Source organism: Paenibacillus sp. VMFN-D1 (assembly GCF_003386155.1).
In the GTDB taxonomy this organism is placed as follows: domain Bacteria; phylum Bacillota; class Bacilli; order Paenibacillales; family Paenibacillaceae; genus Paenibacillus_AQ; species Paenibacillus_AQ favisporus.
In genome coordinates this window covers 148,275-160,728 of record NZ_QRDU01000006.1, presented here as the reverse complement: position 1 = coordinate 160,728, position 12,454 = coordinate 148,275, and the positions used below count along the sequence as shown (strand labels likewise).

Sequence of the window (12,454 nt, the reverse complement as noted above, 5' to 3'; positions counted from 1 at the left end):
ACGACAGGTAGACGCGTGAAAGGACGCTGATCACCGACCACCCTTTCTTTTGTTCCCCTTTATCGACGAAAGGCATGCCTCGTCAAAACGAAAAGGCACGGATAGGAGGGATCCGTACCTTGATAATGATTGATCTTTCTGTTTGGAAATGAACGAAGCTTAAGACGTCACCGAAGCCCGGCTCATCTTGGCCGCCGCTTCCATCAGTCCGGTGATATAGCCGACGCCGTACAGGCGGCCGAGCAGCTCATATCCCGGGTTCGTATTGTCCTCGCCTTCCATCGTCGGGACATGGTCCGGTCTCGCCGGCCCGTCAAAGCCGACCTCGTAATAGGTCTTCATCGCTTCGAGCATATCCGTCTTGCCGTCGTCGTGGAAGGTCTCTTCGAACTTCTCCGGCGTGCCTTTCACGTCGCGGAAGTGGACGAAGAACAGCTTCTTCTGGCCGGCGAACTGGCGGATGACCGCCGGAATGTCCTCGCCCGCCGTCGCCAGCGTTCCCTGACACATCGTCATGCCGCTGTATGCGCTCGGCACCAGATCGATCGCCCGCTGCAGCGCGGCCGCGCTCGTCAGAATCCGCGACACGCCGCGGATCGGCGAGATCGGCGGATCGTCCGGATGGAGCGCCAGCTTCACCTGCGCGGATTCGGCGACGGGCACGATTTTTTCCAGGAAATAGTGCAGGTTCTCCCACAGCTGCGCCTCAGTGACGATGCCGGCCTCCGTCAGCGGGGCATCCGCCATCAGGCTGTGGTCGTAGCTTGATACAAGCGCCCCGCCGCGCGTGCGGGTTGTCGTCGAGGTGCGGAACCAGTTAAACTGCGCCATGAAGTTGTAGCAGAGCACAGGAATGCCGGCGGCGCCCATGTTGACGATGAACTGCTGAAAAATCTCGATCTCCTCGTCGCGGCCGGGCGTCCCGAGCTTGATGTTGTTGCTCGGCGGCATCGATTCGATGACGGACAGCGTCAGTCCGAAATCGGCGTACCGCTGCTTCATGCGGATCAGCGGCATCAGATCCCACGGCTTCTCCGACTTCTCTTCCCACGGCAGGCCGCCAACCGCATAGTTCACGTTCATCTGCTTCGCCAAATGCCACAGCCGGTTCGGCTGCGAAGAGAAAAATTCCGCCAATTGCATGGAATGAACACCTCTTTCTCATTAGCTTACTCATCAAAATTAGGATATCAATTCAGGATAACAGCAGCACCGTCTCACGAACAGAGAAGCTTTTTCATACGGTGTCCCCCGCCGATTGATATTGCCACGCCCCGTGCTGCTTCCGGTTCAACGGAACATTAGGAAGAATCGTAACAGGGGTCGCCTTTCGAGAGCTCCACTTCCCTAAAGGCGCTGATTCCCCGGCTCAGTTTCCTGCTTTGGCTGCCAGCTCCTTGCCGAGCTTGTCGATCTTGTCAAAGGCCTGCTCCAGGCTCTGCTGGCCGAACGTGACCGCGTCCATCTCTTTCTTGTAGGCGTCCACCCATTCCGTAAATCCGGGAGCCGGCGAGTAGAACGGCAGCGCTTTGTCGACGGACTGATCGTAAATTTCCTTGCCGAGCTTATCCTTCGCTTCCAAACTCGGCTCGAGCTCCTTGTAAATTTCCGGATTGATCGGAATGCCGCGGGTCAGTCCGAGCACTTTTCCCGCATCCTTATCCGTCACGAACCATTTGACGAAATTTTTTGCCTCTTCCTTGTTCTTCGAATTGGCGCTGACGCTGAGGAAAATAGTCGACTGTGCCCAACCTCCGCCGGCCGGACCGGTCGGCATATTGACGACACCCACTTTACCCGGCATCAGCTGCTCCAGCGCGCTGACCGAGCCGGTCGTCGCACCCCGGGTCATGACGACGCCGGAAGCCATCGGGTCCGCCTGCGGGTCGTTCTCCAGGAACGAGGCCGCCTGGTCCGCCGGAGGCACGATTTTGTCCTTGCGGAACTGTTCATAGGTTTGGTAGAACTTCATGAACAGGTCTTTATCCAGCGTGAACGTCTTGCCTCCGTCAGCCATGATCGGCGGCTTGCCCATCGCCGTCTGGTAGTAGTTGAAGCCGTCCCATGTCGTCGTGTCGCCGATCGGATACTTCCCTTCCGGCAGCTTGGCGCGGGCGTCCTTCGCCCATTGGAAATACTCATCGTACGTCCAGTCTTTATGCGGCAGCGGGATGCCGTATTTCGCCAGATCCTCCTTGTTGAAGGCGATCCCCTGCGCGTTCTGGCTGAGCGGAATGCCGTACAGCTTGCCGCCGATCTTCAAATTCTCGAGGACGCCGGGATCCACGATACCGGTCAGGTCGATATCGGACAAATCCTCCAGCTGCCCCCGGCTAACGTACTCCTGCAAATAGGCGGCGTCCATTTGAAGGACATCGGTAATCGTTTTCGATGCCGCCAGCGTCGGCAGCTTTTGCCAATAGGCGTCCCAAGCCATGTATTCCGGCTTGAATTTTACGTCCGGATGCTGCTGCGTGTACAGATCCAGCGCTTTTTTGGTCGCTTCGTGCCTCTCGTCAGGCCCCCACCACATGATGCTCAGCGTCTTTCCGCTCCCGCTTCCTTTTCCGCCGCCACTGCAGGCCGTGATCGCGAAGAGCAGCGCCAGCAGGAGAGAGACAAGGCTCATTCGTCTCATGTTCATCATCTTCCGTTTCCCCTTTCGTTTTATATCAGCCATTTTTTTCGTGGAATCTTATTACGCAGCCAAGCTACCCTTTGAGGCCGGTCGTCGCAATCCCCTCGACAAAATGCTTTTGCGCAAACAAAAAGATAAGCATGGACGGGAGGACGGACAACAGCGACATGGCGAGCAGCTGTCCCCATTGGATATCGAACTGGTCGATGAACATCCGCAGCGCCAGGCCAACCGTAAACTTTTCGACCGAGCTGATGTACAGCACCTGCGCGAAGAAATCGTCCCAGCTCCAGATAAAGGTAAATATCGCGACCGTCATGAGCGCCGGCTTGATCAGCGGGAAAATGATCCGGAGGAAGATGCCGTACACCGACGCGCCGTCGATTTTCGCCGCCTCGTCGAGGTCCCGGGGAATGCCCCGGATAAACTGGACCAGCAGGAAAATGAAGAACGCCCCGCCGCCAAAAAAATGCGGCAGCACCAGCGGCACGTAGCTGTCCACAAGGCCCAGCTTGTTAAAGAGGATGTACTGCGGAACGATCGTTACCTGTCCGGGCAGCATCATCGTCAGCAGCAGGATGGAAAACCAGAAGCCCCGCAGCTTGAAGCTCAGCCGGCCGAAGCCGTAAGCGACGATGGCGGCGGTCAGCACCCCTCCAACGACGTTGCCGAGCTCCATCAGAAGCGAATTGCCGAAGAAGTGGGCGAACGTGTACTCGCTGGAGAAATGCCAGCCTTTGCTGTAATTTTCCCACATCGGCGTCTTGGGCCAGATCGTCGGCAGACTGAGCTCTTCGGTCTTTTTCAGGGAAGCGCCGACCCACCAGATGACCGGGTACAGCATAAGAAGCGAGAACAAGGAGAGAAACAGATGATTCGTTACCTTGGACTTCAGCTTCACTTCGTTCCCCCTCCTTCCGATTCGTAGAATACCCAGTAGCGGGATGCGGCGAAGTTCACGATGGTCAGGAGTGCGACAATGGCGAGCAGGATCCAGGCCAGCGCCGAGGCATATCCCATCTGGTAATGCTTGAACGCCTTCTCGTATAAATACAAGGCGTACACGTAAGTGGAGTTGACCGGACCGCCCTTCGTAATGATAAACGCGGAGGTAAAGGTCTGGAAGGAGCCGATGACACCGAGGATCAGGTTAAAAAACATGACGGGAGACAGCATCGGCAGCGTAATGCTGATGAACCGGCGGATCTTTGCGGCGCCATCCACGGCTGCGGATTCGTACAGCTCCTGCGGGATCTGCTTCAGTCCGGCCAGGAAGATGACCATCGTCGAGCCGAATTGCCAGGTGTTCAGGAGAATGAGCGTGCCAAGCGAAGTGTCGGGATTGGAAATCCAGCCTACGCCCTGAATGCCGAACCAGGCGAGCACCTGGTTGATATAGCCGTCGAGGCCGAACATGTTGCGCCACAGGGCTGCCACCGCAATGCTTCCGCCGATCAGCGAAGGAAAATATATGGCCGTCCGGTACAGGTTCATGCCTTTTAACTTCTGGTTCAGCGCCATGGCCACGAGGAGCGAGAAGAACAGCTTCAGCGGCACGGAGAACAGGACGAACAAAAAGGTGACGCTAAGCGATTTGGTAAAGGTCGAATCATTCGTAAAAATGTTGACGTAGTTTTCGGTTCCGACCCAGACGGGGTCTTCCAGCAGCGAGTAGTCGGTAAAGGACAAATAAAACGATTGGGCGATAGGCCACAGCGTAAGCAGCAAAAAGCCGATGAGCCACGGGGAAATAAAGATGTAACCCGCCAAATGGGTGTCCCCGGTCTTTGCGCGCTTTCGGACGGCGCGTCGGGTCTTTTCCGCTTCGGCTGTCGTTTTCGTTTCTGCAACCATCCTTTTCATTTCCTCCCCTCTTGCATTCCATCATCAGAAAAATGATTGTAGTACTACTTTATTCGAAAGCGGTTTCATGATTAAAGGCGACGATTTTACGATAATGTTTGTTTTTTTAAAATCCGTCTGCGTCTCCCCCGCTCCTTCAACTTCAGGTGGGAAAAATGAGACATGCTCTGAAACGCCAACAACTTTATCTGGTAAAAATGAGAATGCTCCGAAACGCCAATAACTTTAGATGTAAATTTCAATGGCGTTGGTTCACTTATAGCGAACACAACTTAGATTTGTATCGTTCCAGGAGTTTGTTCACTGACAACGAACAGATTGCGATTTTGTCTTTCAAAAGGTGGACAAACGCACCCTATCTTTGCTCTCCATCCTTGTCCCATATATTGGTTGGAATCTGCATGTTAATACAAGATGTAGAGAAATTTGCTTTCACATCGTCCGTAGAAGTATATAGTGCCGTGTCCATCTTTTATAAAACAAAACAGGAATATGTCCATTGGATAAGGACAGAGAATGTACGAGAGCTATTTCAAAATGGACAGTGCGGAGAAAAGACCGATTGATTTGAGATTTGCGGAGTGCCGGGGAGCAGTTGATTGGTTTATGTTCTGGAGAGTGTCATAGATAAGCCGTTTGGTTTGAGCTCTGGAAAGTGCCATAGAAAGGCCGTTTGGTTTGAGCTCTGGAAAGTGCCATAGAAAGGCCGTTTGGTTTGAGTTCTGGAAAGTGTCATAGAAAGGCTGTTTGGTTTGAGCTCTGGAGAGCGTCATAGATAGATAAGCTGTGCGATGATCAAATGGATCAGCTCTGCTGAAAATTTATAAATTCGATCATCTAAAGAAAGTCGCATCGACAAAACGGAATCCGTCCTTAACAATGGAATCAAGCACTAGGTTCGAAAGCATCTATTGATCGAGGAGGGATTTTGGAATGAAATTTGACAATCCGGAAGATATCATTCAGTTGACGCCGCAGTGGAAGGGCGAGCGGTTCGAGAACGGACGGCCGAAGGTGCCCGAAGACGTGCTGAGAAGAATCCGCAAAATTACGCTGGAGGAAGCGTGGGGGCCGCTCTGGCACCGGGGTTACAAATTCCAGTTTGAAGGCGCCTTCAAAATCGTGCATCCCGACCAGGTCATGGTGGGACGCGCGGTCACCGCGGTCATGGTACCGCAACGGCCGGATCTGCACGAGACGCTGCTGAACTACGGTCATGAACAGGAAGGCCGCAGCGGCTTCTTCAACCAGTGGGTGATCGATTCCCTGGTTGAAGATGACGTCGTCGTGGTCGATATGTTCGACAAGGTCCACCTCGGCACTTATGTCGGCGGCAACCTCTCGACGGCCATCTCCACCCGCACCAAGCGCGGCGGAGCCGTGATCTGGGGCGGCATCCGCGACAATCAGCAGGTGTCCGAAATCAAGAACATCAACGTCTACTACCGCGGTAGCGACCCGACGGCGATCGGTGAAGTCACCATGGTGGGCATGAACGTGCCGACCCGGATCGGCAAGGCGATCTGCCTGCCGGGCGACGTGGTGCTGGGCACGCCGGCCGGCGTCATCTTCATCCCTCCCCATCTGGCCGAGCTGACGGCCGTGCAGGCGGAGAAATCGCAGGTGCGGGACATCTTTGGCTTCGTCCGGCTCAAGGAAGGCGTCTACTCCACTGCGCAGATCGACGCCTCCTGGACCACGGCGCTGTGGGAGGACTTCACCCAGTGGTTTGAGAGCGACGAGGCTGCCGCCGAGTATCGGCATCTGACCTGGGAGGCCGAGCTTGAGGAAGCCCGGAAAAACGAGCTCGACGGTCCGCGGAACGACGTGCGGCTGTAGCGGGCTCACAACAAGAAAAAAGGAGGCAGGCTGAATGGCCTGCTTCCTTTTTTCGCTGCCTATTTGCAGATCGACTCCCGGTACTCGCTGGGGGAGACACCGACCTTCTTTTTAAAAATTTGGCTGAAGTAGCGGGAATCCTGGTATCCGACCTTTTCGGCAACCTCATAGTTTTTGTAATGGGTGGTCCGCAGCATATCCTTGGCCTTGTCGATCCGGATTTCGGTCAGGTGCTCAATGAACGTCTTGCCGGTGTTCGTCTTGAAGAGCAGGCTCAAATAAGTCGGCGTAATGAACACCTTTTGCGCGACGCTCTGCAGCGAAGCATACTGGCATTCCTGCTCCATGTAATGGATGGTCTTTTTAATAAGGCTGCGATGGCTCTCTTTGAGCGTTGGCGAAAAGACTTCCCACAGGCCGGTCAGAAACCGGGTGACGTAGCGCTTCAGTTCATCCAGCGTGCCGATCTTCACCAGCGACGTCGCTTCAAAAGGCTTGTAAGCGCCTCCATTCCCTTCGTCGGCAATTACCCTTTTTTCGATACCGACCAGCATCCGGATTGTCAGCTCATACATACTCGTCACGTCAATCGGGCCTTTCTCCAGCAGCGCGGCATAAAACTGGTCCACCGCTTCTGCGATCTCCGCCTCCGTAGCGGCCGAGCGGAAGCTGGCGTACAGCTTTCTCTCCTTCTCGGCCGGGTAGCGCCCGACCGGCTCCATCCGGCGGATTTCGCTGTAATGGATGATCTGACCCGTCCCGCGGTAAAACTTGTTATTCAGTGCAGCCGATGCCTGCCGGTAAGAGAGATGGATGTCGCTCAAGTGGCTGCATGGCTTACCTACTCCAATGTTCACCGGATGGGGGAACCGCTGTTGAAGCATCGATTGCACCCGGACCAACACCTCTTTGGAAACCCAGGAGAACAGCAGTCCGATCCTCCCTTCCTCGTCCAGAAAGACGACGCTCCCTTCCGGCACATGCTCCTGAAGATCGGCGCGCATGTTCTCAAGATATGCCAAGCGGTCATGCTCATGGTCATAAGGAGCGGTCGGCTCAAATAACGCAATGGCGGGAAACGTATAGTACGGGTTCAGGCGAAGCCGGGACAGGCTTTCCTTCAGTTCCCCCTTCATATTCGCTTTGCCGGAAATGAGGTGCCTTAGCAGGCGGTCCCTCATCCAAGTCATAACATCCTGGTCATCGAACAAGAAACGTTCATTTAACATGCTTCATTTCCCCTTTGTGAAAGGATAACGAACGAGAGGCATGGTTCTAGTCCATATGGATGAACTTATAGGCATGCATATGCTCGATAAAAGCCTCCTCAACCGCGTCCCCGTCCCCTGTCTGGAGGACGGTGATCAGCCGCCGATGCCACTCGGCCAGCAAATCCGTCGTGTGGTGACGATTGGAGATGGCCATAAAGCGCATCACCTTCGTCCTCATCTGGTTCCAGAGCTCCAGAATAGCCTGATTGTCGCAGCGTTTGTAGAAAAATCCGTGAAAATCCATATCCAGCTCGAGGATGCCCAGCGTGTCATCGCGCTCGACGGCTTCCTCCATCGACCGGATAATCATTTCCAATTGCTCGTAATCATCCTCCGATAAAGTTGGCATAGACGTTCGCACGGCGTAACCCTCAATAATTTCGCGAAGCACGAAAATATCTCTGATCTCCTTCGACGTAATATTGGAAACGACCGACCCTTTATTCGGAATGCCGTTGATTAATCCTTCCTGCTTCATCCTCTCCAGTGCTTCGCGCACAGGCGCCTGACTGACCTGAAATTTACCCGCGATGTCCAGCACGATGAGCCGCGTTCCCGGCTGCAGCTCGCCTGCGATAATTTCCCGCTTAAGCGTCAAATATATCTGTTCGCTGATGGAATTCCCCAAAGGGATGTAACTGCTGTTTGACATGACTCTCAGTCTCCATTCGCCGATCATCCATGACCGCAGATTTGACCAACACATACGTAACGGCAGTCAAGTAACCGTTTTCAAAACGGTCGGTCGATAGTTTCGCTGACTTACGCTCCATCATCCCTCCCGCTATTATCGATTATCGATAATTTGTTTCCATCATTATATGGGGGCCAGATGCCTTCTGACAACGGAGAATTTTGACGAAAAGGGTTTGATTTTTTATGATCTTTTCGCGTATATCGACAAGTTGTTTCCGAGGGGCTTCCATCCCTGCCCCTTCCCGCCGCAAGCCCTATCCGCCAATCGGGCAATCGAATGTTTTCCAATAAAAACCAACGCCATACACCCTGTTTTCGGTGTACTCCGCATAGTTCGTCTTACCTATCTAGGAAAAAAACAGGAAATGAATGGTTCTTCCTTTCATTTTTTCAGAAAAAAATGCCGGTTTATGAAATAAAGATATGAAAATATCGGGGATACTTGTCGAAATATAGAATAGGAACTAAAACCGGTCGGAATCCTTTCCGCTCAGGCATGCCGTCCGCCGAAACGCATGAATCCATTCAAATATATTACATACCTATTGACGGATTCTCACGGATCGCACATACGGCCCGCCCGGAGCTGCTCTTTTAAGCGCTGCGCCTGTTCACACAGGTGCTGCCGGAACTTTAGACCTATATCGACTGCAGGGGGAATCTCGTTTGAACAAGCTACTCAAGCAAATATCCGGGCTTTTCAACATTAAAAAGCTCAGAAGCAGACTGATGCTCTTCATCTGTCTCATGCTCATTATCCCGACCGTTGTGCTTGCCGTCTTCGCCGTGAACAGCGCCAAAGCACAGCTTCAGGACAAAATGGAAGACACCACGAAATCAAGCGTCATGCTGCTCGACAAGCTGATCAACACGATGGTTGAAATGCAGCTGTCCAACATCAAGCAGCTCAGCAATCAGATCACGTATGCCGACATCGAAAGTCATTCTGTGGAGACCCGAATCCTGATTGACGATTTTAAAGCGCAGCATCCGGAAATTGAAATCGTCTCGATCGGCACCGACAACGGGTCCTGGATGAAATCTCCTGACCCCGGCCAGCAGAAGTTCGATCCCCGGACCCGCAACTGGTACAAGCTGGCCATGAACAACAAGGGACAGGCCGTTGTCGACGATCCGGCGATTTCGGCCACGACGAAAAACTATGCGGTCGCCATTTCCAAAACGCTGCCCGACGGCAAAGGGGTTATCAACATCAGCCTGAGCATCGGGAACATCAACAACATCGTGAAACAGGTTCATCTTGGCAACGAGGGCTACATCTACTTAGTGGACCGCAACGGCCTCTTGATGTCGCACCCGACCGAGAAGGTGGGTGCCAAGTTTGTCGGCGACCAGCTCAAAACGATGCAGGGTAAAAATGAAGGACTTCTCAACTATACGAACCCGCTCAATGGCGTTGGCCAGCGCGGATATTTCGTGACCAACGAGCTGACCGGCTTCAAAATCGTCGGCATCCTTCCGGAGAGCGAATATACAAAGGCGACGACGCCGATCTTCTGGACATCGGCCATCGTTCTCGTGATCTCCGTCATTGCCGCGCTGATCGTGATGTTCTTCATCATCCGCAGCATGACGCGTCCGATCGAGCAGCTGAACCGTTCGGCAAAGCGCGTGAGCGAAGGGTATCTGAACGACCGCGTCGTGACGAAGCGGCGAGACGAAATCGGAGACCTGGCGCATAACTACAACGCCATGGTCGACTCGCTGCGCCGGATGGTACTGGACATGTCCGAAACCTCCAGTCAGCTGGCGGCCTCGAGCGAGGAGCTGACCGCCAGTACGGAGCAGAACGCGCAGAGCGTCGAATTCGTCTCCAATCTGATGACGGATTCAGCCCAGGAGGCCAACAATCAGGCCATCGCCGCGCAGGAAAGCGCGCGCACGATGGAGGAAATGGCCAGCGGTATCCAGCGTATTGCCGAATCGGCCAGCACCATCGTCGATTCGTCGAACCGTACGGAAGAAGACGTGCACGCCGGCAGCCGGAAAGTTCAGCTGGTCAGCACGCAAATGGACACGATCAAGAAGTCCACGCACGAGTCTGCTGCGCTGATCGAGAAGCTGAACGACCACAGCGCAAGCATCGCCGCAATGAGCACGGCGATCTCCGAAGTGGCTAAGCAGACCAACCTGCTCTCCCTGAACGCCGCGATCGAAGCGGCGCGGGCCGGCGAGCATGGACGCGGCTTCGCCGTCGTCGCCGAGGAAGTCCGCAAGCTGGCGGATCAGTCGAACCTCACGGCGGAGGAAATCCAGCACACGATTCAGGAGATGACGATGCTGATCACTGACGCGTATAATGTGATGCGTCATAAAGTGCAGTCCGATGTGGATCAGGGGATGGAAGTTACGGCAGAGGCGCTTGAAGCTTTTGCCAATATCGAAAAGTCCGCCAAGCAGATTACCGACCAGATCCAGGACATTTCCGCCGTCACCGAGCAGATGTCCGCGAGCAGCGAAGAAGTGTCCGCCTCCGTGCAGGAAGTGGCCAGCATTTCGCGCAACACGGTCGCGTCGTTCGAGCGCGTGAGTGCCGCGAACCAGGAGCAGCTGGCGTCCATGGAAGAAATCTCATCTTCGGCGAACAGCCTGTCGAAGATGGCGGTGGACATGCAGGAGAAGATTGACCGCTTCAAGCTGGAGGGCTGATTGGGGCGGGCAGCAGCCCGCTTGATTTCCCGGCCCCCGGAGGTTTAAGAAATGTTAAAAAGCGTACCGTACGGTTTAAGTCCGTGCGGTACGCTTTTTGGTGTTTATTACGGGTGTGTCCCCGTCGGTATGCCTTTTAGTGCTTGCAGGTTGATGTGTTTTCCCACGAACCTGAGCGGTTCCGTGGAGCGATTCCCTGCATAGTTTCCAGCGGGCCCTCTCGCTTAACGCCCAAAACGTCGGCTCAGCACATGATGCGGATTTTGCAGGAACGGGCTGCGCGTATTTTTAAGCGTTTCGATGCGCTCGATCGCAAGCCGGTCCGCGGCTGCATACGTCGGGATGCCGGCTTCCCGGGAGATGTCGAAGATGCGGGAGATGCTGTTATAGATCCCGCTGATTTGCTTCCAGGCGCGGTCCTTGTTATAGCCGTTCAGCTCGTCGGCAATATTGATGACGCCGCCGGCGTTAATGACGTAATCCGGCGCGTAGACGATGCCCAGCTCGTGAATCAGGTCCCCGTGCCGGGCTTCCTTCAGCTGGTTGTTGGCCGAGCCGGCAATAACCTTTGCCTTCAACTTCGGAATACTCTCATCATTGATGATGGCGCCCAGCGCACAGGGGGAAAAAATATCGCAATCAACGCCGATAATATCCCCCGGCGCCACCGCAGTGGCGTTATACTTCTCCACCGCCCGGCTGACTGCCTCCTCGTTGATATCCGTCACGATCAGCCGGGCGCCCTCCTGATGCAAATACTCGCACAGGTGGAACGCCACGCTGCCGACGCCCTGCACCGCAATCGTCCGGCCTTCCAGCGAATCGGAACCGAAGGCTTCTTTAGCGGCGGCCTTCATACCTTGATATACGCCGTAGGCCGTCGCCGGCGACGGATTGCCGGACGAGCCGTAGGTCGGGGAGATCCCGGTCACAAAATCCGTCTCCTGATGAATGATATCCATGTCGGCCACCGTTGTGCCGACATCCTCTGCCGTAATGTAGCGGCCGTTCAATCCTTGTATGTATCTTCCGAAGGCCCGGAACATCGCTTCGTTCTTGTCTTTTTTCGGATCGCCGATGATGACGGTCTTGCCTCCGCCCAGGTTCAGGCCTGAAATGGCGTTCTTATAGGTCATGCCCTTAGCCAGGCGCAATGCGTCTTCGATTGCGGCTTCCTCGGAAGCGTAAGTCCACATCCGGGTCCCGCCCAGTGCCGGCCCGAGCGTCGTATCGTGAATCGCAATGATCGCTTTGAGTCCGGACGACTTGTCCTGACAAAAAAGCAGCTGCTCATAATCGTACTGTTCCATTGCGCTAAACAGTTCCATATCGGTGTTCCCTCCATTGTGATTCATGCCTCATGCTACTCACGCTTATAAGCGTAACAGGATCATTATAGTAATGATTTGACTTGAAAGTAAAGTTTTCACCCGTGTTATCCGACTTTCCGGGCTATACCCGACGAGGCGTGCATGAA

9 protein-coding genes are annotated in these 12,454 nt (G+C 54.5%); 2 read left to right on the top strand and 7 right to left on the bottom strand.

All coding sequences use genetic code 11. The annotated features are described in order from the left end of the window. Nucleotides 1–159 precede the first annotated feature (159 nt). The 4 genes from C7820_RS29380 to C7820_RS29365 form a co-directional block, all read right to left on the bottom strand. Nucleotides 160–1,143, bottom strand: a complete 984-nt coding sequence (locus tag C7820_RS29380) for a mannonate dehydratase (RefSeq protein ID WP_089548502.1) — start codon at nt 1,141–1,143, stop codon at nt 160–162. A gap of 226 nt (nt 1,144–1,369) precedes the next feature. Beyond that, complete coding sequence (locus C7820_RS29375) at nt 1,370–2,647, bottom strand: ABC transporter substrate-binding protein (RefSeq protein WP_258875568.1); 1,278 nt, start codon at nt 2,645–2,647, stop codon at nt 1,370–1,372. Between the two features lie 64 nt (nt 2,648–2,711). Next, nucleotides 2,712–3,482 carry a carbohydrate ABC transporter permease gene (locus C7820_RS29370; protein WP_116234251.1) on the bottom strand — a complete coding sequence of 257 codons (771 nt, stop codon included), beginning with the start codon at nt 3,480–3,482 and terminating at the stop codon, nt 2,712–2,714. A gap of 53 nt (nt 3,483–3,535) precedes the next feature. After that, entirely contained in the window at nt 3,536–4,501 is a 966-nt protein-coding gene (locus C7820_RS29365; protein ID WP_374954734.1) for a carbohydrate ABC transporter permease, read from the bottom strand. A gap of 933 nt (nt 4,502–5,434) precedes the next feature. Between C7820_RS29365 and C7820_RS29355 the strand changes: the two genes are divergently transcribed. After that, nucleotides 5,435–6,340, top strand: a complete 906-nt coding sequence (locus C7820_RS29355; RefSeq protein WP_116234069.1) for an RraA family protein — start codon at nt 5,435–5,437, stop codon at nt 6,338–6,340. Nucleotides 6,341–6,399: 59 nt separating this feature from the next. Here the strand turns inward: C7820_RS29355 and C7820_RS29350 are convergent, their stop codons facing one another. Both C7820_RS29350 and C7820_RS29345 read right to left on the bottom strand, forming a co-directional pair. Further along, nucleotides 6,400–7,569, bottom strand: coding sequence for a helix-turn-helix domain-containing protein (locus tag C7820_RS29350; protein ID WP_116234068.1), 1,170 nt, complete (start codon nt 7,567–7,569; stop codon nt 6,400–6,402). A 46-nt stretch (nt 7,570–7,615) separates the two neighbouring features. Next, complete coding sequence (locus C7820_RS29345; protein WP_076173642.1) at nt 7,616–8,263, bottom strand: GntR family transcriptional regulator; 648 nt, start codon at nt 8,261–8,263, stop codon at nt 7,616–7,618. Nucleotides 8,264–8,973: 710 nt separating this feature from the next. On the opposite strand from C7820_RS29345, the gene C7820_RS29340 reads away from it, so the two are divergent. Further along, a complete protein-coding gene (locus tag C7820_RS29340) occupies nt 8,974–10,977 on the top strand; it encodes a methyl-accepting chemotaxis protein (RefSeq protein ID WP_309545792.1) in 2,004 nt (667 codons plus the stop codon). A 224-nt stretch (nt 10,978–11,201) separates the two neighbouring features. Here C7820_RS29340 and C7820_RS29335 read toward each other — a convergent pair whose 3' ends face one another. Beyond that, complete coding sequence (locus C7820_RS29335) at nt 11,202–12,305, bottom strand: Leu/Phe/Val dehydrogenase (protein WP_116234067.1); 1,104 nt, start codon at nt 12,303–12,305, stop codon at nt 11,202–11,204. Between the last annotated feature and the right edge of the window lie 149 nt (nt 12,306–12,454).

Bases quoted from the DNA above. Each gene is read 5' to 3' on its own strand.
- C7820_RS29355 (WP_116234069.1), top strand. From the start codon at position 5,435: ATGAAATTTGACAATCCGGAAGATATCATTCAGTTGACGCCGCAGTGG.
- C7820_RS29365 (WP_374954734.1), bottom strand. From the start codon at position 4,501: ATGAAAAGGATGGTTGCAGAAACGAAAACGACAGCCGAAGCGGAAAAG.
- C7820_RS29335 (WP_116234067.1), bottom strand. From the start codon at position 12,305: ATGGAACTGTTTAGCGCAATGGAACAGTACGATTATGAGCAGCTGCTT.
- C7820_RS29375 (WP_258875568.1), bottom strand. From the start codon at position 2,647: ATGATGAACATGAGACGAATGAGCCTTGTCTCTCTCCTGCTGGCGCTG.
- C7820_RS29380 (WP_089548502.1), bottom strand. From the start codon at position 1,143: ATGCAATTGGCGGAATTTTTCTCTTCGCAGCCGAACCGGCTGTGGCAT.
- C7820_RS29345 (WP_076173642.1), bottom strand. From the start codon at position 8,263: ATGTCAAACAGCAGTTACATCCCTTTGGGGAATTCCATCAGCGAACAG.
- C7820_RS29350 (WP_116234068.1), bottom strand. From the start codon at position 7,569: ATGTTAAATGAACGTTTCTTGTTCGATGACCAGGATGTTATGACTTGG.
- C7820_RS29370 (WP_116234251.1), bottom strand. From the start codon at position 3,482: ATGCTGTACCCGGTCATCTGGTGGGTCGGCGCTTCCCTGAAAAAGACC.